A 24,748-nucleotide genomic window follows, 5' to 3' on the forward strand; every position below is an offset into this window, starting at 1 on the left:
CACGCTGATGCCGACGCCGCACTTTGACTGTCTTTCCAGCGATCGACTATGCACAAACGGCAGCCGCTTCGAACGCACGCATATGCGTTTTGGACCCAACCCCGACAGTCGCGGCATGTCAGCTAAGAGCCAAGGACGAATGCGACACCGCACTGTTGGCGGCCGAGGGATCAACCTGAGCGCCGCCACACGCTAAAAACGTTAGCCTCCCTCTACAAGGGAGGCAGCACACTGGAAAATACCTGGACCGAGAAACATTTTGCTCGTCGAGAACGCTAAGATGAACCGACACGAGCGTTGCAATAGCGCTTACGTCGAGAAGCATCTGAGACATGGCAGATGGCAAGCTAGGCAATGGCCTTTTTCATCAGGATTTCGTCCTGGAGATACACCGGAATCCAACATGGCTCGCCGAAGTATCGATCGGCTCGGCGTGACGGGCTGCCGGGCGATACCGTCGGCAGTAGTTCGGCGCGCACAGATGCGAGCCTCCCTTAAGCACTCTCCGGGGAATGCTGATGTTTGGGGTACGTGGGTCGTAGCTTTCGCCTTCGGCGCCGCCGCGGGGATTCTGCGGAATGCAACAAGCCTTCGGCGCATCGGCGTCGTGCTTCGGCGAATACCAATCGGCCGTCCACTCCCAGACATTCCCGATCATGTCATAGAGGCCGTAGCCATTCGGTGGAAACGCGGTCACCGGCGAGGTACGTTCGAAGCCATCGGCTAAGAGGTTCTCATGCGGGAAGTTACCCTGCCAGGTGTTTGCCATGTGTTTGCCAGCAGGCGTCAGTTCGTCTCCCCACGCGAACTCCGCCTCGCTCAATCCGCCTCGCGCGGCGAATTCCCACTCGGCTTCGGTTGGCAGATCCTTCCCGGCCCATTTTGCGTATGCGTCCACGTCGCGTAATGCGACGTGGACGACGGGATGATCTTCGAGGCCACGGATATTGCTGTGGCGTCCGTACGGCCGCCGCCAGTTGGCGCCGAAGGCGAAGGTCCACCACTCACCCCAGTAACGCAGATCCACCGCCTCTTTGGGCGGAGTGAAGACAAGGGAGCCAGCTTTGAGCATTTGCGGCAATGCGTTCGGATAATCCTTCGCTTCAGGAGTTATCTCGGCGAAGGTGACGTAGCCGGTCGCGTTGATAAAGTCGCGGAACTGGCGATTGGTTACAGGGGTCCGGTCCATCCAAAAACCGTCCACGGTGACGCGGTGGGCGGGAGCTTCTTCCGGATAATGCTTGTCCGAGCCCATCCGAAACGTACCGCCTGGTACGCGCACCATCTCTGGATGCGGGGGATCTTCAAGGGGGCGCCTGAGATCAGACTGGCGGGCAGAATTCATGTGACTTCCGTCTTGACGGTCACTTCAGCAGCAGAATGCCCACCCTGCGCCGTGCGCACTATGCGAATTCGGCAAAATCCGTAAACCCCGAAGAGAAAAGAAAGCCTTAGCGACGAACTCGAAAGGCCAGGATTACCAATCCCGCGCCCTGAATGAGGAGCAGCGCACCAAAGACAACCGGCACGGCCAATGCGGCTGCGATGGGAGACCCTAGTAGCAGAAGACCAACCAGGCCGTTGATCGCTCCCAAGATAAGCGGCCCGATGCCGCCACCCTTGAGGCCGGCAATGATCTGCAGAGTGCCCATGAGAAGTCCTTGAACGCCGAGAATGAGCACCAGCACCGTCGGCACAGTCAGGGCAGCAACGAGCGGGTGTCGCAGAACGAAAAGACCTGCGAGAACGCCAACCACTCCGCTGAGCAACGACCATATCCATGGCGTTGAGCGATCGATAAAAACTTGGACGAACGCAAGCAAGCCCGTAATGAGCCAGTAAAATCCCAAAAACGTTGTGAGCGCGAGGATCGTCGCGCTGGGTTGGGTGACAAGCATAAGGCCCAGTATGACGCCGGCAAACCCTTGCAGGAGGAAAACCCACCAGATGCTGGACTGCTGTGGCAGGACGGCGATGTTGGTCATGACCTAACCTCCCGAGTTTTGCTAATTGTTGGCCGGCGGCAGCCTCAGTTTATCCATCGCCTCTTCGACGGAGAACGAACCCGGACGTTGCCGAGGCGGAAATTGCGCGAAAGTTGCTAGGTGCTGCCCCACAATTGCCTGCGCGGGCACGATCACGAACGCATGCTCGATAAACCATCTGACATAGTCGCCGGACTCACGTTGGGCGCGCTCGAACGGATCGGAGCGCAAGTTGAACAGCATTGGGAGCCGGAGCTGAACCATCGGTTGTTGCCAGACGCTGAAACCTTCGGCCTTCTGCTCGAGAAAGACTGCTTTCCATTGGTCGAAGCGGAGCCCGGCGAGGTCGCCGTCATCGGTCCAGTAAAAGAATTCTCTACGTTTGTCGGGCCCCTTTCCTGCCAGCAGGTCGCGCTGATCATAGCCGTCTAGATGAACCTTGAAGTTCTGGCCTGCCGCATCATAGCCTTGCAGCAGCTTTTCCTTGATAGCGGGCTCGCCGGCGGCAGCAACCAGTGTCGTCGCCCAATCCTCGGCGGAGAAAATTTCGTTGATTTCCGTTTTCGCCGGGACGAGGCCGGGCCAACGGATCATCGCGGGGACCCGATAGCCGCCCTCCCAATTGGTGTTCTTCTCGCCTTTGAACGGCGTGGTTCCACCATCAGGCCAGCTGAAAGTTTCAGCGCCATTGTCGGTCGTGTAGACGACGATCGTGTTGTTGGAAATACCGAGGTCGTCGAGTTTCTTCAGCAACTGGCCGACCTGCCCGTCGTGTTCGACCATGCCATCGGGGTAGATGCCCAAACCCGTCTTGCCTTGCGATTCCTTCTTAAGGCGCGTCCAGATATGCATGCGGCTGGGATTGAACCAAACGAAGAACGGTTTCTTGTCCCGATTGGCGCGATCGATGAAATCTGTCGATGCCTTTAGAAATTCCTCATCAATCGTCTCCATGCGCTTCTTGGTAAGAGGACCGGTGTCCTCACACTGCTGTTTGCCAAGAGGTCCAAATCGGGGATCGTCGCCGGGCGTCGCAGTTGCCGTAGCAAAACACTTCATGACTCCGCGCGGACCGAATTTCGCCCGGAACGATGGATTAGCCGGATAATCCGCATGCTCTGGTTCATCCTCGGCATTTAGATGATAAAGATTTCCAAAAAACTCATCGAAGCCGTGCACGGTCGGCAGAAATTCGTTGCGGTCACCTAGATGGTTCTTGCCGAATTGTGCGGTTGCGTAACCCTGCGGTTTCAAGAGCTCCGCGATCGTTGGATCTTTCGCGGAGAGCCCTTCCTTGGCTGCAGGCAGCCCAACTTTCAAAAGGCCCGTGCGGAGCGGACTCTGCCCGGTGATGAAAGCAGCACGACCGGCTGTACAGGACTGTTGCCCATAATAGTCGGTGAAAATTGCGCCCTCGTTGGCGATACGATCGATGTTGGGCGTCCGATATCCCATCATACCCCGGTTGTAAGCACTGATATTCCAGTAACCGATGTCGTCAGCCATAATAACGAGAATGTTGGGCTTCTGCGGCTGTTGCGCTCGAACAGAAGTGTTGACGGCGGCCAAGGTGGCGAGTGCGATCAGGCTTGGTCGGATGATCTTGCTGAAGCCCATTCTACGTCCTGTGATTCCTGGAATTTCTGGAACATGCGGCCGGCCCTTCGCGGCCGGCCGCTAATTGTGTTTCAATCGAGCACTAACCGTTCGCTAATCGCTCCGTCCAGCAGTCTTGGCCTGCTTGAGCTGCTGGATAACCTGGTCGAGGTTGTAGCTTGCAGGATCCTGGAGCGGCGGATATTCGACGTAGGTCTCCAATTCCTTCAGCCACAGCGTCTGACCGATGGGCAACATGTTCCAGTCGTAAACGTAGGCCGTCGAAGGTGAACCGATCGTGCCACCCTGGCCCATGAGGGTCTTGAACTGCGCACCGATCGACGTCTCGAACGGATCTCGCTTGATATTGACGACCTGTGCCCAGTGGTAGGGAAGCGCGCCAGCAATAAAGCCGGATGGAGCGTCAGATACCATCGTGAAGTAGATCTTCCAGTTCTTGTACCGAACCGCCGAGGGGTCCTTGCCGGAATAGTAGAAGAATGTGTCGCGCGCAGACTTTTCCGAACGTCCGGAGAGGTACTCGGTCTGATCGACGCCATCCAAGGTCGTCTTGACGATGCCGGGATATTGCCCGGCCTCGATGCGCTTCTTCAAACCATCACCCTTGGCGCCGCCCGCAATATTGATAAGCGTCGGCATCCAATCCAGCGACGCAAAAATATCGTTCTTGATCGTGCCTGGCTTGATCACTCCCGGCCAACGGATAAGTGCAGGTGCACGCATGCCGCCTTCCCAAGTGCTAAGCTTGCCGCCCTTGAATGGGGTAGTGCCGCCGTCCGGGAAGGTGATGGTCTCGGCGCCATTGTCGGTCGTGAACACGACGATCGTATTGTCGAGCTGGCCCATGTCCTCGAGCTTCTTAAGCACAGTGCCGATGTTATCATCCAGCTGCTTCATGCCGGCCTCGTTAAGGCCCCAATCCTTGCCGCCGGCTTCGCCAATCATGCCCGCGTACTTCTCATTCAGCACGGTCGTAATGTGCATGCGTGCCGGATTGTACCAGGCGAAGAAGGGTTTGTTGGTTTTCTTCGGGTCATTGCGATCGAGGAAGTCAACGACCTTCGCCGAGATTTCCTCGTCGACGCTCTTCGAGCGCTCAAGCGTTAGGGGACCTTGGTCGCTGCACGTCATGTTCTTTGCGGTGCCATCGGACGATTTGCACGACAAGACTGGTCGCGGCGGTGTCAGGCAAACTGGTGACGTTTTCGGATCAACCGCACCATTTACCTCCTGCAACCCAGGTATCGGCGTGTTCTTGCACGGCGGAGCAACGGTCTGTTGAGTAGGAGACTTGTTGAGGTCCGGGAAGCTCACGCCCTGCATCGCGTCGAGATGATACAAATAGCCCCAGAATTCCTGAAATCCATGCGCGGTCGGCAATGCATCGGTATGGTCGCCGAGATGGTTTTTGCCAAATTCGCCGGTATTATAACCGAGATCCAGCAGGAATTTTGCGAGTGCCGGTGTGCCGGGTCGTAGATAGGACGGGCTGCCAGGCAACTGCGGAGGAATCATACCTGTGCGCAACGGATGCATTCCAGTGAAGAAAGCGTTCCTTCCCGCTGTGCAACTTTGCTCGGCATAGTAATGTGTGAAGATCGCACCCTCGTTGCCGATGCGGTCGATATTTGGTGTCTCGCCAACCATCAATCCGCGATGATAAATGCCTGGCTGGTATAGTCCAATGTCGTCGCCCATGATGAAGAGGATGTTGGGCTTTCCGGCTGGTGCCTGTGCGAAGGCAGGCAGGGAGATTACCGGCAGACTGACTGCCGCCAAAGCGGTTGCTGACACCAGCATACGTTTGAAGTTTCTAGTGATCTTCATAACTCCGGCTCCTAGCTGTCACGATACTTGATCGGCAGACTTCTCGAAGTCTGTGGGGTGCAGAAGCGAAGAGGAGCTGCCCCACTCACAGGGCTCCGCTCTCCGTGGAGGTTAGTCTGTCCGAAGTTTCTTCGATCGCGCTATGCGAATTCGGCACAGCGCTTGAATTACTCCTCCTTGCTGGAGACGCGGCGCAACGTTGATGACGGCGTCTCTCCGAAGACGTCGCGGTAAGCCACCGCGAAGCGCCCGAGTTCGGTAAAGTGATGATTTCGCGCAATCTCTGAAACACTGGCTGATGCCGGATCGGCGCAACGCAATGCTGATCGCGCCCTATTCAATCGCTGCAACAGGTAGTAACGGCTTGGACTAACGCCTAGAAATTCGGCGCAGCAAAGTCGCAAGGTGCGCTCCGGCACCCCGATTGTGGTGCAGAGCTCCGACAGATTCAAATGAGGCTCTTTTTGTCGAGCCAAGCAGTCCTCGAAACCAACCATAATGTCCGAGTGGCGCCGCCTGGAGTTCGAGGGTCTACCCCCATTCTTGATCGACAGGCATTTGACAAGCGCGCTGAGCAACTCGCGCTCAAGCGAGGCGGCGCCCGCTGTTGAGAATACTTCCCCCACCAGTTCAGCGAGATCGCACAGCTTCGAAACGATGGCAAGAAACGCTGCGGTGGCGTCGTGTGCAGGCATGACGTCACAGGATTCTGATGGCACTCTGATACTTTCGCCGATCAACCTTCTGCTGCATGCGGTAAGCTCGTCTGGCGGCAGAGATATAAGGCACCACTCGGCTCCTCCAGTGGTGCGCTGGTGTGCTCGCTGTTCAAGGGAATGGAACACCAGGTCGCCGAAGTTCAAGGCCACGCCGCAATAGACCATGCTCCGCGTCCGGCTTGTCGAAAACGAGATATGCACATGGGCCGACGGCAAGGCGATAAAGGCGATGCGGGGAAGGTTCTCTCTTCCTCTCAGCACGTGCAGGCGACCAATTTTCAAGTGGGTCAATTGCCCCTTGAACTCTCCATTACCTGTTACAAAAAGCTCGACCTTTTCTGCTCCAATCGCCGCACCGTAGGCATCGGGACTAACGAAGATCGCCGTTCCGTTCTGGATCATCCGAATCGTCTCGTTCGAGATGGCCGCCACCGCCGCGAGCCCAGCCGGGCTACAGCATGGTAGATTGGCAACGACCTGCCTATGCAGCTTCGGAAGCCGATTGTGCTCCGTCGCGACTTTTTGGTGCCCTGAGATCTCCGCTACGCGACTCGCGCTTTACTCCGAGTGTTGCGCCGGTACATCAACCACGCACAGTTTGTTGTTTTTGCCGATTTTGCATAGCTTAAGGCCGAACCGCAGATAGCATAGGATAAGCATGTATCGAGGAGCGGGCAGATGCGGCGTGATCGTTCGATCAGGGACTTCCAGCTCGGTACCGGTGCGATCTGTGCGATGCTGATCCTCACGAGCCAACAGTCCCGCGCCGACGAAAGCGGCATTTCGTTCTGGCTGCCTGGCCAGGTCAGCAGTCTGCCGGCAGTCCCGCAGGGCGCGCCGGGCTGGTCAATGGGAACCGTCTACTACCACACGAGTGTTGCTGCCTCCGGCTCCGTCGCTGCGGCAAGAGAGATTCAGGTCGGCAGATTGGCACCGACTGTCAATGTCAGCCTCAACGCGAGCCTGAATGCACAAGCCGATCTCTTGTTGCTCAACCCAACCTACACTTTCGGCACGCCGGTCCTTGGTGGTCAGTTGGCGATGGGAGTAACCGGCATATTCGGCCGGTCAGCCGCGACCATTGACGGAACATTGACAGCTAACGTGGGAGGATTTGCGGCAACCCGGATGGGGAGTATCGGAGATTCAATCACGTCTGTCGGCGACCTCTATCCGATGATCACGCTCAAATGGAATTCGGGTGTCAACAATTACATGACGTATATAACGGGCGACATTCCCGTCGGCGCTTACGATCCAAGTCGCATCGCGAACCTTGGTATCGGCCACGGCGCGATCGATGCCGGCGGCGGCTACACCTATCTGAACCCGGCTTCCGGCGTGACGATTTCCGGAGTTGCAGGGTTTACCTACAATTTCAAGAACCCCGACACTCAGGTTCAAAGCGGGATCGATTTTCATTTCGACTGGAGCACAGCCCAATTTCTTACGAAACAGGCTTTTGTGGGCTTCGTTGGCTACGCCTATCAGCAAGTCTCAGATGATACTGGCGGTCATCCACTGCTTGGTGGCTTCAGATCCCGCGTTCTCGGCGTGGGGCCCCAATTCGGATACATCTTTCCCGTCGGCGACATGCAGGGGTACTTAAACATTAAGGCGTATGGGGAATTCAATGCGGCCAACCGGCCATCTGGTTGGAATACTTGGCTGACGTTTGCAATTTCCCCAACTGCGGCAATTGATGCGAAAGCGACCCGGCATCTCGTGACGAAGTAGGGCCGCAAAGCCGCCGAGGCCTTCGCCTCCCAACGCGCCTTCTACTTTCCTTCTAATCGCTCGATCGGACGGGCTTGGCCGCCATGCCGGAAGCGCTACCGGGCCGGCGAATTACACCCAACGGCCGAGGCCATCGCCAATTTGACGTTCGTGGCTGCAATCGCGCCTGATGCCGAATGAAGTGCAGATAGAATGCAGTGCAGATAGAACGAACCAGCAGTGTTTTCAGCGCGTATCGAAGGGAAAGATCACTTTCCAGTCTTTTTTCATATCGATCACCGTCCACCTATTCGTAGCCGCGGCGTCCAAAGCAACGTCGAGATGCCCGAAATGCGACTGCCGATCGTAGGCGTACTCGCGCACTGCGTCGGTGTGATGAACGATAGCCCCAAAGCGCAAGCCGTCGCTGATGGTAGTCCATTGAAGCATTTCGAGATCTCCGTCTGAGTTTCCGAATGCAGCAATTGGGCGGCGGCCTACGGCTTCGTTGATGCCGACGGGCTTGCCCGCCTTATCGTCGATGAAGTTCAACTCCGGCAAACGAAACAGCGTAGGAATTCCGTCGCGCATCTCGAATTTGGTCTTGATGGATGAGCCTACGACCTGGTCGGGAGGAACCCCGTAAACCTTATCTGTCCATGGACGCATGAACTCAACTCCACCGCCCGAGACGATAAAGGTCTTGAAGCCGTTCGCCCGCAGGTAAGAGAGCAACTCAAGCATTGGCTGATAGACCAGATCAGTATATGGCCGCCGGAAGCGCGGATCGCGCGCGGAGCCGAGCCAATCCATTACTATTTTCGAGAACTCGTCAGTGGTCATCCCCGCATGGGTCTGCATGATCAGATCGAGGAGGCTCCGCTCGCTGAACCCCGCCAGTGCTTTCATGTCGCCCTCAAGAACCGACTGGAAAGGCTCGGTATATCGCCATTCCGGATGCAATGGCGCCAAAGCCTTTACCCGCTCGAGGGCGAATACCAATTGAACATACATTGGTTGCTCAACCCAAAGCGTGCCATCGTTGTCGAAGGTCGCGATACGTGCCGCGGGCGGCACATACTGGGAACTTCCGGACGTCGTAGCTCGACGCACGAAATCGACGATAGCTTGTTTAGTCGAAGTATCGTTCCATGACGGCAATGGGTCATCTTGGGCAGACGCGCGCGGCAGCCAGCTGAGAGTCAGCGCCACGCCCAGTATCGCGCCGGCAATGGCGCGCCAAAATTTGCGCCTCATAGCTCACCTCCAAAAGCCAATTGATGACAGCAGCCGTCTAGTCAAAGCTTGATGGACTTGGATGCTCACCGTCTATGCAGTTTCGGCGAATCTTCGGAATACGGGTTTACGAGCAATGAAGGAGGATGCTCGACATTGCTCAACCTTTCCGAAATATGTCTCCCCTACGGGCACGTTCACATGGAACTGCCGCAAAATCGAATGAATTGAATTTCTCCGGAATTGCATAGCGCGCCTGAGTGTTGAACTTCAGACTGCGGCAAGCCACTGCGATAAACCACCTCCAGGCACGATCGCTTTGGAGGCGAGGACAGCAACCACTCCATGGCCGACTGCAGGATTGTAGGATTGCTCATGATCACCGCCCGCTCGCTGGCTATCATTCTCATCCTTGAACATGCGCTGCCGTCAGTGGCCATCGCCAAAGACGGACACGAACGCACCGTGACAATTCGCGATACTCGGTCCGCTCCGCGCGTGAGATCTAGCATGGTCGCTCGACAGGATCTGTTTGATCGGCGCAACCCAAATAACTTCCGCGTAGACTGGCCCAGCCCTCCTGCCCAACCCGGCCAATTCTGAGGGAGCAGAACTCATTGATGAACTTCCTCATCCGTGAGGGTGAATCAAGTCGGTCCTGTCGCACGCGATCTTAGGCCGCGAAGGTCGATGCCACGAAGCGAACCGAGTTGCAGACAGGCCATTTTATTGTGATCTCGATGCCGACAACCGGACTGCCTTAACACTTCAGAGAGTCCAACAATGCGCAAGATGCTCCTTGTCGTGACAACAATGCTTTTGGCGGAAAACTCGCATGCCAAGCGCAAACGGACCTCACCGCATATGCGGATGCAAACGGATACATCGACGTCCAAACATTGACCTGCGCCGCGCTTGCAGGCACCTAGCAAGGGGACGCCGATCGGCTCACCACCTGGTATAGCGGCTGGTACAACGGCCTCGCCAAGAAGCATTGCTTCAATATAGCGAGATCAAAAGAGCTCGAGCATGAGGTGATCGTCTACTGCAAAGCAAGTCCTCAAATAGCATCATTGAGGCCATTGCCGTCATGCTCAAGCAAGAGCGGCCCTCGGCCGGATTCAAATGACATTGCTCTTGACCGCAATTTTTGAGCTTCACGATGTGGAGCACGTGGTCTTGCGAGAGCCTTCATCCCCAGATTCCGCGTCAGAATTGGCCGGCAGAGAGAATTACCTTTCCGGTCGCCGGAATTGCATAGCCAAACGCACAACGCTCTTCCATGTCGCCCCGAGTAACGGGACGCCTTGCGACAATTCTGGAAGCGAGACGTCCGAGAACGTTGACGAATAAGGGGGCGATATGACGAGCAAGACCAAGACCGCCGCGCTCGCAGGATTTTTGGGCGTTTCCATCGCGTTCACAGGCATCGCCAGCGCATTTGGGCAGGCAGGTCCATCATCGTCCTCAATCAAAACGATCGGCACCCCCAGCGCGCCTGCCAAACCCGAAATCGTCCCGTCCCTGTTCGTAATGAACTCCCGCGGTGCATCACTGCAGGGAGATAGCTTGGTTCTGACTGGCGTCACGTCGAGCTCGATTATCTTCGCCGATCGCCCGATACGAGCTGCCGGTCACCAGGCCACCGCCGACGTGATTGCAGAATGGGGCGCAGGAGAGGACAGCTTCGCCAAGAACCCGCCCAATGCGACAGTGTCCGTTTTAGCGAAGGACGGCTCAGTGAAGGATGCAGTCGTGGTGCTGAAGAACCCGAAGCTCGAGGGTGACAAGCTGACGTTCACCGTGCAGACGCTGGAAGGTGATCTCGCCGGCGCCGACGGAGCGGCAGCGATCTTCATCGATATTATCGGGCGACCGCTGACGCCGCTATCGTTTGCCGGAGTTGCTCGCCGTTCAGCATTCCGCGGCGCAATGTACGCGGGCGCTGCAGGGGCTGCCGCATATGGGGCGGCAGCTTATGCCGCCCCATATTATCGTTCCTATCCGCCCCCTCCGGCCTGCGGCAACTACCCTTACCCGCCTTGCTATTGAAGACGCACCTCCGAGAACAGACCCTCTTGCCTTCGGAGCTCGGCGCCCTTTGCCGCGGGCGCTCAATCCTGACAGCCGCTCGGCTTCCCCGAATGCTCCTCCAGAATTCCGTCGGTAAACTTGGCGGCTTCAACTCATAAGGACCGGCTCATGTGGCGTTTGTCACGTATCGCTCTCCTCGCCACCACGACCGGCGCCGTTAGCGCATCGGCATCTGCTGCCGACCTCCCAGGTCGACTGGAGCCGCTCGCACCGGTCGCCTATGCGCCTGCGTTTTCATGGACAGGCTTCTACGTTGGTGGAGAGCTGGGGTGGATACAAACGAACCCCCAATACACGACCGGCGCACATTTGTTCGGGGCTCCATTCCTGCTCACATCCGGCTCGCGTAAGGATGGCCTGACATATGGAATTCTCACTGGCTATAACTACCAAGCGGGTCAGTTTGTGTTGGGCGTGGAAGGCGATTTTCAGGGATGGACGGTCGGCGTAATACGCTACACCGCCATCACCGGCGATTTCCTCACGGCGCATAGCAAATGGGGCGGCTCGATACGCGGCCGGCTCGGCTACGCTGCCGACCGCGCCCTGCTCTATGTGACGGGTGGAGCGGCGTTCGCATCCATCGAGACCTCGATTCCTTTTACCGGCATTTCGGTCGGCGGCGACGGCACGCGGGTGGGCTGGACGGCCGGCGCCGGAGTGGACTACGCCATCACAAACAACTGGTTCACAGGCCTCGAGTATCGCTACTCACAGTATCAATCCAGATCCTTGGTGTATCCAATACCGGTTCTCAATCTTGGCATCATTGGGCTTAAGCAAGAGCTGAGCAACAACCAGGTCACGGTTCGCCTTGGCTATAAGTTCTGAATCGCCTTCGACCCTTGGCTGAGCCCACATCGAGTAATTGCAGCAACGCGGGATTTCGTCATGCTCAAATGTCTGTTCACGCTGTTGCTCGTGGGGCTCGCCGCAGTGGTCGTATCACCTTCGGTTGCCCAGCAGCCGGCTCCCGGAGTCAGCGTGGGTACCCTCACGTGCAAAATGGCGCCTTCCATCGGCTTGATCTTTGGATCACGCCAGCGGATGGCATGCCGCTTCGCACCCAATGGCCCTTATCCGCAAGAAGCATATCTCGGCGTAATGGGCACTATCGGTATCGATATCGGGATCACGGCAGGCGGGGCGATGGCTTGGGGCGTCTTTGCCCCCACGGCAGGTCCACGACGCGGAGCGCTATCCGGCACTTATGTGGGCGCGAGTGGCGCCGTTGGCGTAGGCGTCGGGGTCGGCGCCAATCTGCTGTTCGGCGGAACGGGGCGTTCGATCGCCTTGCAGCCGCTCTCCCTCGAGGGCTCGGTCGGGATCAATTTGTCGCTTGGAGTTTCAAGCCTCACGCTTTCCTTAGCGCAATGAATTACAGACAAGGAGCATCCCTCAGTGTTCATCACGAGCCCGCAGCCATTTCAACGATGGCGCGGTTCGGAGCCAGTCATCAGAGGACGTATCGATGAGAATGACAGTCAGATTAATTATCATCCGTGGGGCTCTCCTGTGCCTGGCCATTTCGTCGGCTGGCAACGCGTCCGCGCAGACCGACGTGGGAAAGGCCCTTTTGGAAAAGCTGACCGCCAGGGTGGCAAAGCTTGAGAGCGCCTGCGCAAGCGATATCAAGAAATACTGCAAATCGGTGACGCCTGGTGAAGGGCGCATGATTTATTGCATGCAAGCCCATGAAGACAAGATCAGCCCCAAATGCGCATTTGAACTCGGGGAAGCCGCGACAAGTGTGCAAACAACGGCAGACGTTCTGAAAGACGCTGTGATTGCGTGCAAAGCCGAGATAACCGGAACGTGTGGAAAAATAGTGCCCGGCCAAGGTCGAATTGCCGCTTGTCTGCTGTCTAATAAATCGACAGCCTCTGCGGGTTGCGTGGAAGCCATTCAGAGGGTCGAGACCATGTCGTCTCAATAGCACATCGTCGATCAAAGCCTTATTGACCTGCCAGGTCGCTATCCCCATCAGCCTGACGGTCTCCCGAAGATCGCTGGCCCAAACAGCGCAGAAGGACTTCCGTGTCCGACAACGAACCGGAAGAAACGACCCGAGCTTTTTTTTGCTCTCGCACCGGAACGTTCGGGCTGTTCAGAATTCCAATGGCGCGAGACGAAACCGACTGTTGACGATTAGACAAGTCAGTATTGGTTTGCTCGGAAGGGAAAACAGTGCCTACCCGGCACACGATCAATACACCTTTCCAAGAACCAGATTCTTAAGGCGCGCCAAGGCCCCGTAACACTCCGCCAATTCCAAAAGCTTCCGTCTTTGCGGTCCATCCTGCATGCTTGCGGCGTCTTGAATCAGGATTTGCGAGAGTTCGTCGCACTCCTCCACAGTCAGATGTTGATCTTCGATCGAGGGTCTGACGTTTATCGATGTGTTCACGCTGGCTACCCTTCTGGCGGTGCTCGCGATCAGGCCATCGAGGGGAAGCTTGCGCTATAACATGGGATAAACTTCGTTCATCTTTCTCGGTGGCGGTTCCCCGTGGAGCTACGTGCATGAGTTCTGAATGCTCGTTGCCGTGACAATGCCGGCTTTGCATATCCTGCGACGACCTATCCGGCCGATTGCCGCACCGCTCGGCGCGCTCACCGGCGCCCGGATGACGATGGACCGGCAGACCTGCGCTGCGCATCGGCTTCCGTCTGGCCGCTGGTGTCGCGCCGGTGTTCCGCTATCCGCTTGATGACGCCGCTCCGGATCAGCCGCCACTGCCAAATTGTGTGATGTTCGGCGCCGGCGGATTGGGATATCGCCTTGTCGTTGCCTTGTAGTCTTCGACAGTTTTGAGCGCCGGCCCCGACACCCAGCCAAACATCGCAGCCACAATGAGGTCCTCGTGAGGATCCATCTCAATGTTGAAAATCTTCGGGTAACCGGCCATTGGAGCACCGGCGGAGAACATTCCCGGCTGCCGCTGCGGGCCGATACCGGTGGGGTGAACGTCGGTAAAGTAAATGCGCCACTGCTTCCAGCGCGTGGCGACGAGCTCTCCTCCGATAAAGCTCAACATGCTTTCGCGACGACCCGTGGCCGCAGCGCCGATCAGGAGATCGAACTGATCGATGCCGTCAATCGCTCGGTCCGCTGGCATCGTGCCTCCCACGATATGTGAGAACGTCGGCAGGAAGTCCATGATGGAGAACATGGCGTATGTAGTCGTTCCCGGCCTGACCCTGCCAGGCCAGCGGATGATCGCCGCTGTCCGTATCGCTCCTTCGGTCACTTCGCCCAATTCACCGCGGAACGGCCCGGAACTGCCCATGTCGGGCGTCCCCTGATTGCCGTGTTCGCGCGCGGTTTGTCCTTGCGGGCCATTGTCGGAAGCAAAGACGACAATCGTGTTGTCCTCGAGTCCAAGTTCCTTGAGCGTGTCGAGAATCTCGCCGACGTGATAATCGCCTTCCATCAGCTTGTCGCCATAGTTACCAATCCGCGATTTGCCCTTGAATTGCTGAGAAGGCAGGTTCGGAAAGTGCCCCATGGAAAAGGGAAGGTAGAGGAAGAAGGGCATCGCGGCGGCTTTTTGACGCCGCATGAAATCGACTGATTTGTCCACCAGCTCATTGTCGATGTTGGCGCGCACCTCTTCGGTGAATGGCTTGACGGTCTGCAAGGGCCCCTTAGCCTTCCCCTCGACGATATGGGGCCCTGCTCTCAGCAACGCATCATAAGGCTCGTCGATCGAATGCGTGAGAGCGATCGTTGCGGGGTATGTTGCTGCATCCCAGCTGATGTCAGGCGGAATACCGTAGAACTCGTCGAATCCGTGCGCCGTCGGCAGGCTTTGGGGGGCGCTTCCGAGATGCCATTTCCCAAAGATCGCGGTGGCATAACCCACGTTCTTGAACAATTCCCCCATCGTGAAGGCGTTTGCAGGAAGTGTATAGGGGCTGCCTTCAATGGCGATCAGCGAAAGCCCACTGCGAATCGAGTACTGGCCCGTCATAAGTGCCGCACGGGAGGGCGTGCAGGCCGGTTCGACCAAAAACTGCGTGAGACGGAGTCCCTCTTGGGCAAGCGCATCGAGGCGCGGCGTCGGAGCTCCCCGCAGCTGGCCTCCGCCGTACGATCCGAGGTCGCCGTAGCCGACATTGTCAGCCAGGATAAAGACGACGTTGGGCTTGTTGCGCTGCTGCGCAAACGCGGTCGTCGACCCCATTAAGGCTAGTAGCGCCACACAGGACGTAAAGCGCAATCCAGCAGAGATCTTCATGGGAGCACCTTTCTGAGCCCGGACAATTGATCCTGTTTCCGCGTGAGAACTGAGCAGTGCACTAGGACCAGCGGTGCCGAAAGGCACTCGGGGCGATCAGTGCCATATCGTCTGTTGCGGTATACTCAAAACGCCGTGCTATCGCGCGAACCGGCTTCACCCAGCAGTACATCGGCTTGAAAGCGATTCGCCACGGCCGATGCCCTCGAATGCGTCCGCCGAACATGCTGCCCGCAAGCAGCGTTGATGCGAAAGTTGTTCGGCTACTTGCGTACATCTGAAACCTCTCGCACTACGACGACACGACGTTACGAACGTTCGTTTGCGCGTCTATGCGATTTCGGCACGCTCCGGTCCATGCTCCGAACAAGTAAGCCCGGAGCTACGAGCGTCTGCTTGCCACAAAGTCTAATCAAGCAAGCACGCTCTTATCCGCCGGGAGGCGGATGAGCCGCTTAGAAATTGTTCCGGCCCCCGTTCATGCTTCAGATCGTATCGCGCCGGCATATCGCCCATCCTGGAAACGCATCCTGTGCAGGGCACACCCGCCGCCCTCAACCTCCGCATACTTCCCAGGAGCGCACTGGGTGATTGAACTTCTAGGCTTGGGCTGGTCCAAGGACCGCCCGCACTAAGCTGGGTCATGCGGATTCCGCTGGTTCTTTGCACCACGTTTATCTCCATACGATTTGGGCGGAGACACGACAGGACATCGACGCCGATTTGTGACCACAGCAAGCAATTCGATGACGTGAGTTCGGTGCGCGCACGCTTCCGGCGGGTTTCCGTGTAGCGACTATGTCCTACCGTTGCTCTAATTCGCGGCGAATGTACCTGTCTCTCACGAACAAGCGAGTAAAACTGCCCCGTGATGGCTTTTCAGCAGCGGCCGATGTCGAGACTGCCGCCGATCTCAACGCGCTGTCGACGGTGCGCTATACTCGTCAACCCGAACTCAAAGAAGTCTACTTGGCCCATTGGTTCATTTGCAGGCACGTTTGCAAGCTGACGTAACTGGGAGTGCCCCCGATCGACTCCTGGGGAATGCATTCCGCTTTGCTCGAGGCCGGGAACGTCGACCATCGCTGGGCTAATTGCTTTCGCGCTCCCTCTTCATCCCTGATGCACGCCCGGAGCGATTGGGTATCGGACAGTCCGGATGTTGCAGCCAAATCGAGCTTGCAGCTTCTTGCCATGTCAAACGCCGGCACACCGTCCGCTACCGCCACAACCAGTTGTGTGCTCAGAGCGATCATAGCCACTGAAAACGGCATTTTGTATTCTCCTAGAAGTAGCGCTTTTTTGCCGAAGAGCTGCCCTCAACGAAGGCGCCAGCGGCAGTCTCGATCGCTAACAAAAGCTCATGTCAGTGCGCTTTTCTCTTTGTAGCAAGCGGCCCCTGCGAAGCGGGTCAGAACACTTCCGGACCGCTACGCCAGTTAGCCACGCTCTGCGTACGACGTCTATGCAACTTCGGCAGACGCAATGACACAGGCTGGATTGACGGCTGGGCTTCTCGGGCGGAAGGCGCCTCCTGAGGTTTTGCCAACTCAGGTAGGCACTATGCCGATTTTCGGCGAACGGCCGATTCTGCATAGCCCCTAGCTGCAGCACCGGCGAACATCCTCCCGGCGGACATTCACTCAAGCACTCGGCCCGCATGATTACGACTTTTGCTGATGGGGAGAGCAAAATGACGCGTCTCGTGCTCGGATTGCTCCGACCTTATCGCGGCTGGCTCGCTATTGTTTTCGCAGCGATGCTGCTCGAGATTGCGGCCAGTCTGGCGGCGCCTTGGCCCCTAAAGCTCGTGCTCGACGACGCACTCGGAAAGCATAGATTGCCCGACTGGCTGGCATGGGCACATGACTATGGCTTCGGACGCCACACGCTCGGTGTGGCCATGTTCGCGGGCGCCGCGACGCTGGTCATCGCAATCATAAGCGCGCTCGCCACATACATCGACATTACTACACCACCAGCATCGGACAATGGGTTGCGAACGATCTGCGGATCCGGATTTACGAACACCTGCATCGATTGTCGCTCCGCTTTTACGATACCGCCAAGACGGGCACCCTAATGTCAACCATTACAAGTGACGTCGCGACAATCCAGAGTTTCGCGTCCTCGTCAACGCTAAGCATCGTCGTTGATGTCATTACCATCATTTTCATGGTGGGATTGATGTTTTGGCTAGACTGGGACTTCACCCTGATCGCCCTTGCAGTGACGCCCTTCCTCCTGATGGCCGTGATGCATTTCAAGAAAGCTGTAAAGGAGGTCACGCGTATCGTCCGAATCAAGCAGAGCGAGGTTGTCGCAGTAGTTCAAGAGGGCCTCGGATCCGTGCGCGCTGTGAAGGCATTTGGACGACAGGACCTTGAGACCGCTCATCTTGAGGCTGCGAGTCAGGCTACCGTCGAGGCCGCTCTGAAGGCTCGGCAGGTAAAATCGCTGCTGTCGCCTATGGTCAGCATCGTAGTTGCGTTCTGCACTGCAATCGTACTGTGGAGAGGTACGGGCTTGATTGTCGCGGGGGTGATGACAACCGGCGCGCTTACTGTTTACCTCGCCTATCTCGCAAAGTTCTTCAAGCCTGTGAAAGATCTCGCCAGCATGACGAGCGCGATTGCACAGACAACTGTCGCGCTCGAGCGCATCCAGAAAATCCTCCTGGCCGACGCTGTCATTCGCGAACATCCCGAGGCAGTGGATCCAGGCCGCGTTAAGGGCGCCATTTCTTTCGAGAATATCGCGTTCGGCTATAGCGACGAAGTTCAGGTACTTCGGGACGTTTCGTTCAACATCGAACCCGGCCAAGTCATCGGCATTGTCGGCCCTACCGGGTCTGGAAAATCTACCATTCTGAGCTTGCTCCCGCGCTTTTATGATCCCAGCGGTGGCCGCATTCTCGTCGATGGAAACGACGTGGCTACTTTCAAGTTGGCGGCGCTGCGGTCTCAGGTCGGATTCGTGCTGCAGGAGACGGTCCTGTTCCGCGGGACCATTCGCGAAAATATCGCCTACGGGCGTCCCAGAGCAACCGACGAAGAAATCATCGCGGCGGCGACAATTGCCAATGCCGACGAGTTCATCAGCCGTATGCCCCACGGTTACGATACCGTCGTCGGAGAACGAGGAGACACTCTTTCTGGCGGTCAGCGGCAACGGATCGGTATTGCCCGGGCTGTAATTCGGAACAGTCCGATCATGATCCTGGATGAACCGACCGCCGCGCTCGATACCGAATCCGAACGCCTCGTGATCGAGGGGCTACGACAATTGATGAAGGGCCGCACCGTCATCATGATTGCTCATCGCCTCAGCACGATAAGCCAGGCAGACAAAATCGTCGTTCTAAAGGATGGCGTGGTTGCCGAGGAGGGTTCTCACAGCGAACTTCTCGCGCGCAACGGCGTCTATGCCGAGCTGCACCGAATTCAATACGAACCGGCATCGGCATCAGCAAACGCGGCCTAGTTATCGAGCCGGCTAAAGTACGGAGCAACACCATGCCCCACAGACTTATCGTTCTTCCGGACGATACCATCTCGGCAATTCTGGATCCGATCAGCGCCGCCAGGCGCTCCTTAAATATCAGGATGTTTCTGTTCACCGAACCGACCCTATTGAAAGCGGTGATCGCAGCCAAGGAACGCGGCGTCAATGTCCGTGTCATGTTGAATCCCGCAAGGCGCAACGGGAAGAGTGAAAACGCGAAGGCTAGAAAGGCACTTTTGGCAGCGGGCGTCGAAGTGCGGGACAGCAGCGCGGCGTTCGCGTTAACGCATCAAAAATCAATGGTCATCGACGACAAGATCGGTTTTGTAGAGTCCCTGAATTGGGAGCCTCGTGATCTCACGGAAACCAGAGACTATGCGGTCACGACGACCAAGAAGAGCGAAGTTCGGGAAATGGTACGGTGTTTCGACGCTGATTGGACCCGCAAACCATTCAAGCCAGATCCGAAGTCGCACCTAATTTGGTGTCCGAACAACGGGCGCGAGCGTATCGCGAATGTGATCGATAAAGCGAAAAAGACGCTCTGGCTGCAAAATGAACGTTATCAGGACACGGTGATTGTAGAAAGGCTGGTACGTGCTGTGAGCCGCGGCGTTCGCGTCAAGATCATGGCTCGAGCTCCACATAAGCTAGGCGGCAAGAAGCTCGCCGAAGGGATCGGCGGCTTGCGCATCATGCACGACGTTGGAGCGAAGGTGCATCTGTTGCAGGGGCTTAAGCTTCACGGCAAGATTCTGATTGCGGATGGGAAGAAGCAATTGTCGGATCAATCAATCTGAGCCCGGGAAGTTTCGACTCGCGACGCGAGCTGGCGATCGCGACCAAATCCAAGCCTGTGATCAAACGGTTGGTCCAGGTCTCGCGGCGCGACTGGAAACATTCGCATAGGCTCGATTTGTCCGATCTCGGAATTTTGGCCGATCTGAAAAAGCACGGCCAGGATGGGGCGGCGTTGGTTCTGGGTCACGGTGATGGCAGCAGCAAGAAATAGCTGGCCGCGCTTTTCCAAAACAGTGCTCGGCGTGCGCTGACTCGGTCTAGCATGCCAAGCGGAACGTCAGGCTCGATACTGCCTTTAGACCATTAGACGTGCCGCCAGATATCAGGCAGCCCACACTTCGTCGGTGGCGCAGCGTCACCCGGTCGGCCTGCACGCTTGCTCCGGGCGCAGTTATCACGATCAGCGACGCCGCAACTTGTGGCTCGGCCTTCGCGAGTCACTTTCAACGTTTCTGTGTAGCGTCACGGATGTGCAAAAGCCGGAAATGGCCGGATTTGCATAGTGCTTTCTACGCATCGGTCCACACTCGACGTGGCAAATCGGCCATCACTGCGGTGTATTGGACCATCTGTACTAAAAGCGGCCCCCTGCTCGTTGAGATCGGGCCATTCGGCAAGCCCGCGATCAGCAATGGCTTACATCTTCCAGTCACGACGACCTTCGAATTTTAGGGATGCTAAAATGCAAGCAACTCAATTTGCGGTTAGCCTGGCCATGCTGATGACGATGATCGGGCCAAGCTATGCCGCAGGCCAGCAATTTTTATGCAAAGGTCAAATCGTTCAACAGATGCTGGATCCGGCCATTCAACCAAAACCAGTCGACCTGAACGTCACGCTGGATGGCAGGGACGGGATGTCGCTGATCATGGCAAATAATAAACTCCCTCTCCGTGTTACCAGTAATAACAAGATCCAGCTCTGTTTGTGACAAAGGAATTCGTTGGAGAAGACTTCCATTATACGGGCGACCTGTTTCTCATCTACAACTCAGGGCCTCTCGCTCGGCTTAGTTGCACACCCTCCTGATTCCCAATGAATTCTTCCCGTGAGACGTTTGAGGGATCTGGGCGCCGCGCACGCCAATTAGTCCAGATGCTAACGCCGGCCGCCCATGAGGCGCAGCATCATCATGAACAGATTGATGAAGTTTAGATAAAGCGACAGTGCGCCGATCACCGCCTTGCGGCCTGTCGACGTTCTGTCATCGCCACCTTCGTACATCTCCTTGATCCGTTGGGTATCGTACGCTGTGAGACCTGCGAACACGCCGACACCGATCACGGAGATCATCCAATCCAGCCCGCTAGATCTCAGAAACAAATTCACCAGGCTGGCAACAATGATGCCGATCAAGCCCATGAAAAGAAAGGTGCCGGCACCCGACAAGTTGCGCCGGGTCGTGTAACCCCACATGCTAAGCGCACCAAAGGCGGCGGCCGAGACAAAGAACACCCGTGTGATCGAAGACTCCGTGTAGATGTGAAAGATGGTCGACAGGGAGATTCCGACAAGCGCCGCATAGAGGAAAAACAATCCTCTCGCGGTTTCCACCGACATCGTGTTGATTCGTGCACTGATGAAGAACACCAGCGCCAGGGGAGCCAGCATCAGCACCCACATCAGCGGACTTTGAAGTAATTCCGGACCGCTGAACTGATAGGTCAGCAGCGCCATGACGCCCGTTAAAGCAACCCCGGCAGCCATATAGTTGTAGACCCGTAACATGAAAGCGCGGAGGCCGACGTCAATCGCTGTAGCGTTCGGAGAAAGGGGGGCAGCGGGTGCATTTCCGTCGTAATTCGACATAGGTCGCGTCCTTGTTGATCCTCGCGCGAGAAATTCGGCGGCTGCTTATGACGGAGTCTTCGTAAATCTCGCGCTAGACCGGAGCACTTCGTCCTGAATGCGTGCAATCATGCCGCGGCCTGTTGACTGATCAAATTAGCGCGGGGGGCTGCGCGTTACTATGCGAGTTCGGCAAACCAAACGATTGCGCGCGCAAAGGCGACGGCCGTTAGAAGCCAATTTTGCATTCGGAATAGTTGCTGAACGGGGCACAGGCGGTTCAAAATCCGCGTAAAGATGACGCGACTGAATAGGCCTCGCGCGCCCTTTGTCTGATCGTTAGCTGTTGGAGCGAACCTTCAGGGGCGCACCACCTTGTAATTGGTAAGGCTTCTAGATTGGTGGCAACTCGGCTGGGCATGGGCAAACGGCAGCCTGAGTATTCCCGGCAATAACCTGTACAGTGGGCACACCGTATTGGGAAACTGATCGACAGCGCACCGCCTGCGGCCCGACGGCTCTTCCAAATCCATCGGTAGAGCCTTTGACGAACTTACGACACTAGCTTCAAGGGACGGCTTACCTTTTCCTGCCAAGAGTCTGGTGTTTTGCGAAGGGTTGCAATTGGTGATTCGTCAAACATCTGCCGATAAGCTACAGCGAACCGCCCCAATTCACAAAACCCGTGCGCGGTCGCCACTTGGGTAACGGTCTTTGCATCAGGAGCGGCTTGCCGCAAGGCATGGCGGACGAGATGCATTCTCCGCAACGTCAGATATCGAATGGGTCCCATCCCGAGATGCTCCTCGCATGCGGCGCGAAGCGTTCGCTCTGCCACCCCAATGGCTGCGCAAACTTCGCTCAAATGCAACGGAGTATTTGGATTCGCTTCCAAATACTCTTCGAAACGTCCGAGGATGATTCCGTGGCGCAGCAAACCTGTTCCAATGTTGGAGGCCTCACAATCAGCTAAACAGTTTATCAGCGCGTGCAGCAGATGCTGCTCAATCGCGTGAGCCACTTCCGGCTGTGTGAAGAGGTCGGGTGCGCTCTTCGCCAACCCTCCGGCAATCGCATGAAGGTTCAGGAATCGGCTCATTAATCCAGAATTCGGCCGTATGAACCGCGCGCCCTTGTGCGGATTGAATTCGGATCCGACCAATGCCCTCCAGGTCGTAGCCAGCGCCTCTGGTCTTAGGGAGACCCCCCCAAACCTATAATCCCCGGAGGTTTTGACATGTTGCACGTCATAATCGTGGACACACATTTCCCCCAGCGATAATAGTCGTCCCCGGCTGTGCACCTCGGGCTGTTCGTTTGTCAGAAAAGTATAAACCTGACGGCCTGGGCTAATCGTACCCCTGTGCACGCGTGGCAAGCACTCCGCAAAGCGCTGCATCCACAGTTCATTCAATGTAACTTGAGTCAACTCAGCCCGAAAATCCCCTTTGGTCGTCGGGAAAATCTGTATCTCCGCGGAACGTACGCTCGTCGCGTATTGAGCCGGATCGTTGAATACAAGGACTTTGCTCCAGGGCATTTCGACCCCCACAAACGCCACACGCGAAGGCTGTAGAGCAGACGATATTCGTGAATGACCGGCAGAAAGTCTATGCAAATTCGGCAGAATCGGGAATTTGGAGCAAAACGCCGCAGTCGCATAGTCCATGTGACTCAACCGTGACATAAAGCATCAAATCGGAACGGAAATGTCCAGGAAAAGCGCCATCGGAATCAACGAAATTGACCGCGAGTCTATGATGCACCAGCAAGAGCAATGCTTTAGCGCTGAGCCGTGCGACGAATTGGCGCAAGCCCTCCTTCAGGAAGCTGCAGGCATGCCATGCGGACATCGGAATGAGCGCCTGAAAGCTTACGGGACCCTTGGCCAGATGAAGCGAATGTTCCTCCGCGGCTCAAACTAGCTTACTCAGCATGTAAAGCGGCATAGCACCCGATGGATCGCATCGCTTCTTAAAGCCGGCGCCACCGCCTTTTCCTGCCGTTTTTGCATAGTCAACGTCCTTCCCAGCTTTAACTTGTCCGCACGTTTTGCGTGTAGGCAAAGATAGCTTGCTGAACTCACGCAAAAGCGAAGTCCTCTCTCGGCCGCTAATAAGTTTTTTAATGCGGCATCAAATACTTCGCAGGGAGCACAAATTAGATCTCCGGACGTATTTAGCAATGGAAAGTGTTGAGCAGCCTATGGCCTGGAGTCGTGTTTTCAATTTTGACGATCCATTCCCTTTCCAGCAGTCTATCCGAGGGTCGGACAACAAGCTGCTGCTAACAAAAAAGGGGGACTTCCGCGCCGAACTGACCCAGGTGACATTCAATCGGCTAATGATGCAGCGCTTCGACGTTACGCTGCCGCAAGTCTACACGAGCCAGATCACCTCTGGTCGAAGGGTTATCGCCTTTCTTACCGGCGAGCAGCCGACGTTTCTCCATCGCGGCAGAGATCTTTCGCTCAACGAAATCGTTGTCTGCAATTACGACGTAGTGCATCACAGAACCGAAGGGGACTGCCGCTTTGGAGCGATGTCACTGGCCCCTGGCGATTTCGAGGCCGCGTGCAGGGCTATCGCGGGTGATGAGTTTTCTGGAGTGGAGTTGGAATATTTGGTCCGGCCAAGTTCGGTTCTTATGCGGCAATTGCAACAACAGCACGAATTAATTGGCAGGATGGCCATCGCGACACCAAACCTTTTCGAACTCCCAGAGGTGGCCCGGGCCTTAGAGCACAACATAACGTACACTATGATCAAGTGCCTCACTGAGGGCTTAACGTCGAAAGTAGAAGGCGCCAACCATCGCCACGGGCGGATAGTTGCGCGGTTCGAGGAATTCCTCGAAGCAAATCCCGTGCAGCCGTTGTATTTAGCTGATATCTGCACCGCGATCGGCGTGGCCGAGCGAACACTTCGAGTGGCCTGCGAAGAACATCTGGGGATGGGACCCATCCGCTATTTGACTCTGCGAAGATTGCATCTGGTTCGTCGCGCGCTGCTCAGGGCTGATCCTTCATGCTCGACAGTCACAAAGATTGCCACCGATCATGGCTTCTGGGAACTGGGGCGATTTGCGGCGGCTTACCGAACGATGTTCGGAGAACCGCCCTCGATCACGTTGCGTCGGTTCGCGGAGGACAACTATGGCTTTGATCATCTGACCTCCCCAGCGACCGTGTCCTTTAGCGACTGACGTCAGCTTGGGCGTC

General features: G+C 56.7%; 19 protein-coding genes. 10 read left to right on the top strand and 9 right to left on the bottom strand.

The features are described from left to right. Positions 1 to 367 precede the first annotated feature (367 nt). From ABIB66_RS16665 to ABIB66_RS16685, 5 genes are all read right to left on the bottom strand, one after another. Positions 368 to 1,345 (bottom strand): formylglycine-generating enzyme family protein, encoded by a 978-nt coding sequence (locus ABIB66_RS16665; RefSeq protein ID WP_354255029.1) that lies wholly within the window; start codon positions 1,343 to 1,345, stop codon positions 368 to 370. Positions 1,346 to 1,451: 106 nt separating this feature from the next. Then, positions 1,452 to 1,985, bottom strand: coding sequence for an HdeD family acid-resistance protein (locus tag ABIB66_RS16670; RefSeq protein ID WP_354255030.1), 534 nt, complete (start codon positions 1,983 to 1,985; stop codon positions 1,452 to 1,454). A 21-nt stretch (positions 1,986 to 2,006) separates the two neighbouring features. After that, positions 2,007 to 3,602 carry an arylsulfatase gene (locus tag ABIB66_RS16675; protein ID WP_354255031.1) on the bottom strand — a complete coding sequence of 532 codons (1,596 nt, stop codon included), beginning with the start codon at positions 3,600 to 3,602 and terminating at the stop codon, positions 2,007 to 2,009. Positions 3,603 to 3,695: 93 nt separating this feature from the next. Beyond that, the gene (locus ABIB66_RS16680; protein ID WP_354058650.1) at positions 3,696 to 5,429 is read right to left on the bottom strand and encodes an arylsulfatase; all 1,734 of its coding nucleotides are present in this window, start codon (positions 5,427 to 5,429) and stop codon (positions 3,696 to 3,698) included. A gap of 167 nt (positions 5,430 to 5,596) precedes the next feature. Next, a complete protein-coding gene (locus ABIB66_RS16685; RefSeq protein WP_354255032.1) occupies positions 5,597 to 6,550 on the bottom strand; it encodes a helix-turn-helix domain-containing protein in 954 nt (317 codons plus the stop codon). 276 nt (positions 6,551 to 6,826) lie between these two features. Here ABIB66_RS16685 and ABIB66_RS16690 point away from each other — a divergent pair, with 276 nt between their 5' ends. Beyond that, complete coding sequence (locus ABIB66_RS16690) at positions 6,827 to 7,885, top strand: SphA family protein (protein ID WP_502918325.1); 1,059 nt, start codon at positions 6,827 to 6,829, stop codon at positions 7,883 to 7,885. A gap of 225 nt (positions 7,886 to 8,110) precedes the next feature. On the opposite strand, the gene ABIB66_RS16695 is transcribed toward ABIB66_RS16690, so the two are convergent. Next, positions 8,111 to 9,121, bottom strand: coding sequence for an HAD family hydrolase (locus tag ABIB66_RS16695; protein WP_354255033.1), 1,011 nt, complete (start codon positions 9,119 to 9,121; stop codon positions 8,111 to 8,113). A 1,341-nt stretch (positions 9,122 to 10,462) separates the two neighbouring features. Between ABIB66_RS16695 and ABIB66_RS16705 the strand changes: the two genes are divergently transcribed. The 4 genes from ABIB66_RS16705 to ABIB66_RS16720 all read left to right on the top strand — a co-directional run bounded on the left by ABIB66_RS16705 (position 10,463) and on the right by ABIB66_RS16720 (position 13,130). Beyond that, positions 10,463 to 11,152 carry a hypothetical protein gene (locus ABIB66_RS16705; RefSeq protein ID WP_354255034.1) on the top strand — a complete coding sequence of 230 codons (690 nt, stop codon included), beginning with the start codon at positions 10,463 to 10,465 and terminating at the stop codon, positions 11,150 to 11,152. A 150-nt stretch (positions 11,153 to 11,302) separates the two neighbouring features. Then, positions 11,303 to 12,025, top strand: coding sequence for an outer membrane protein (locus ABIB66_RS16710; RefSeq protein ID WP_354058641.1), 723 nt, complete (start codon positions 11,303 to 11,305; stop codon positions 12,023 to 12,025). Positions 12,026 to 12,085: 60 nt separating this feature from the next. Beyond that, positions 12,086 to 12,571, top strand: coding sequence for a DUF992 domain-containing protein (locus ABIB66_RS16715; protein WP_275168325.1), 486 nt, complete (start codon positions 12,086 to 12,088; stop codon positions 12,569 to 12,571). A gap of 94 nt (positions 12,572 to 12,665) precedes the next feature. After that, positions 12,666 to 13,130, top strand: coding sequence for a cysteine rich repeat-containing protein (locus ABIB66_RS16720; protein WP_354058638.1), 465 nt, complete (start codon positions 12,666 to 12,668; stop codon positions 13,128 to 13,130). A 790-nt stretch (positions 13,131 to 13,920) separates the two neighbouring features. Here ABIB66_RS16720 and ABIB66_RS16725 read toward each other — a convergent pair. Further along, the gene (locus tag ABIB66_RS16725; RefSeq protein WP_354255035.1) at positions 13,921 to 15,435 is read right to left on the bottom strand and encodes an arylsulfatase; all 1,515 of its coding nucleotides are present in this window, start codon (positions 15,433 to 15,435) and stop codon (positions 13,921 to 13,923) included. Between the two features lie 1,693 nt (positions 15,436 to 17,128). Between ABIB66_RS16725 and ABIB66_RS16730 the strand changes: the two genes are divergently transcribed. From ABIB66_RS16730 to ABIB66_RS16745, 4 genes are all read left to right on the top strand, one after another. Next, positions 17,129 to 17,518 (top strand): 6TM ABC transporter family protein, encoded by a 390-nt coding sequence (locus ABIB66_RS16730; RefSeq protein WP_354255036.1) that lies wholly within the window; start codon positions 17,129 to 17,131, stop codon positions 17,516 to 17,518. Next, positions 17,455 to 18,918 (top strand): ABC transporter ATP-binding protein, encoded by a 1,464-nt coding sequence (locus ABIB66_RS16735; RefSeq protein WP_354255081.1) that lies wholly within the window; start codon positions 17,455 to 17,457, stop codon positions 18,916 to 18,918. Before ABIB66_RS16730 ends, ABIB66_RS16735 begins: the two co-directional genes overlap by 64 nt. 32 nt (positions 18,919 to 18,950) lie before the next feature. Next, positions 18,951 to 19,739 carry a phospholipase D-like domain-containing protein gene (locus tag ABIB66_RS16740; protein ID WP_354255037.1) on the top strand — a complete coding sequence of 263 codons (789 nt, stop codon included), beginning with the start codon at positions 18,951 to 18,953 and terminating at the stop codon, positions 19,737 to 19,739. 683 nt (positions 19,740 to 20,422) lie between these two features. Then, positions 20,423 to 20,671: a hypothetical protein gene (locus ABIB66_RS16745; protein ID WP_354255038.1), complete on the top strand. Its 249-nt coding sequence runs from the start codon at positions 20,423 to 20,425 to the stop codon at positions 20,669 to 20,671. Positions 20,672 to 20,838: 167 nt separating this feature from the next. On the opposite strand, the gene ABIB66_RS16750 is transcribed toward ABIB66_RS16745, so the two are convergent. Both ABIB66_RS16750 and ABIB66_RS16755 read right to left on the bottom strand, forming a co-directional pair. Next, positions 20,839 to 21,549: a Bax inhibitor-1/YccA family protein gene (locus ABIB66_RS16750; RefSeq protein WP_275168331.1), complete on the bottom strand. Its 711-nt coding sequence runs from the start codon at positions 21,547 to 21,549 to the stop codon at positions 20,839 to 20,841. 532 nt (positions 21,550 to 22,081) lie between these two features. Next, positions 22,082 to 23,197, bottom strand: coding sequence for a helix-turn-helix domain-containing protein (locus ABIB66_RS16755; RefSeq protein WP_354058626.1), 1,116 nt, complete (start codon positions 23,195 to 23,197; stop codon positions 22,082 to 22,084). A 515-nt stretch (positions 23,198 to 23,712) separates the two neighbouring features. On the opposite strand from ABIB66_RS16755, the gene ABIB66_RS16760 reads away from it, so the two are divergent. Continuing rightward, positions 23,713 to 24,732, top strand: a complete 1,020-nt coding sequence (locus ABIB66_RS16760) for a helix-turn-helix domain-containing protein (protein ID WP_354255039.1) — start codon at positions 23,713 to 23,715, stop codon at positions 24,730 to 24,732. Positions 24,733 to 24,748 lie beyond the last annotated feature (16 nt).

The sequence above is a fragment of the Bradyrhizobium sp. F1.13.3 genome, from assembly GCF_040548265.1.
GTDB lineage: Bacteria > Pseudomonadota > Alphaproteobacteria > Rhizobiales > Xanthobacteraceae > Bradyrhizobium.

Bases quoted from the DNA above. Each gene is read 5' to 3' on its own strand.
- ABIB66_RS16695 (WP_354255033.1), bottom strand. From the start codon at position 9,121: ATGAGGCGCAAATTTTGGCGCGCCATTGCCGGCGCGATACTGGGCGTG.
- ABIB66_RS16690 (WP_502918325.1), top strand. From the start codon at position 6,827: ATGCGGCGTGATCGTTCGATCAGGGACTTCCAGCTCGGTACCGGTGCG.
- ABIB66_RS16680 (WP_354058650.1), bottom strand. From the start codon at position 5,429: ATGAAGATCACTAGAAACTTCAAACGTATGCTGGTGTCAGCAACCGCT.
- ABIB66_RS16750 (WP_275168331.1), bottom strand. From the start codon at position 21,549: ATGTCGAATTACGACGGAAATGCACCCGCTGCCCCCCTTTCTCCGAAC.
- ABIB66_RS16685 (WP_354255032.1), bottom strand. From the start codon at position 6,550: ATGATCCAGAACGGAACGGCGATCTTCGTTAGTCCCGATGCCTACGGT.
- ABIB66_RS16705 (WP_354255034.1), top strand. From the start codon at position 10,463: ATGACGAGCAAGACCAAGACCGCCGCGCTCGCAGGATTTTTGGGCGTT.
- ABIB66_RS16665 (WP_354255029.1), bottom strand. From the start codon at position 1,345: ATGAATTCTGCCCGCCAGTCTGATCTCAGGCGCCCCCTTGAAGATCCC.
- ABIB66_RS16760 (WP_354255039.1), top strand. From the start codon at position 23,713: ATGGAAAGTGTTGAGCAGCCTATGGCCTGGAGTCGTGTTTTCAATTTT.
- ABIB66_RS16715 (WP_275168325.1), top strand. From the start codon at position 12,086: ATGCTCAAATGTCTGTTCACGCTGTTGCTCGTGGGGCTCGCCGCAGTG.
- ABIB66_RS16725 (WP_354255035.1), bottom strand. From the start codon at position 15,435: ATGAAGATCTCTGCTGGATTGCGCTTTACGTCCTGTGTGGCGCTACTA.
- ABIB66_RS16745 (WP_354255038.1), top strand. From the start codon at position 20,423: ATGCAAGCAACTCAATTTGCGGTTAGCCTGGCCATGCTGATGACGATG.
- ABIB66_RS16675 (WP_354255031.1), bottom strand. From the start codon at position 3,602: ATGGGCTTCAGCAAGATCATCCGACCAAGCCTGATCGCACTCGCCACC.
- ABIB66_RS16730 (WP_354255036.1), top strand. From the start codon at position 17,129: ATGACGCGTCTCGTGCTCGGATTGCTCCGACCTTATCGCGGCTGGCTC.
- ABIB66_RS16710 (WP_354058641.1), top strand. From the start codon at position 11,303: ATGTGGCGTTTGTCACGTATCGCTCTCCTCGCCACCACGACCGGCGCC.
- ABIB66_RS16755 (WP_354058626.1), bottom strand. From the start codon at position 23,197: ATGGACTATGCGACTGCGGCGTTTTGCTCCAAATTCCCGATTCTGCCG.
- ABIB66_RS16670 (WP_354255030.1), bottom strand. From the start codon at position 1,985: ATGACCAACATCGCCGTCCTGCCACAGCAGTCCAGCATCTGGTGGGTT.
- ABIB66_RS16720 (WP_354058638.1), top strand. From the start codon at position 12,666: ATGAGAATGACAGTCAGATTAATTATCATCCGTGGGGCTCTCCTGTGC.
- ABIB66_RS16740 (WP_354255037.1), top strand. From the start codon at position 18,951: ATGCCCCACAGACTTATCGTTCTTCCGGACGATACCATCTCGGCAATT.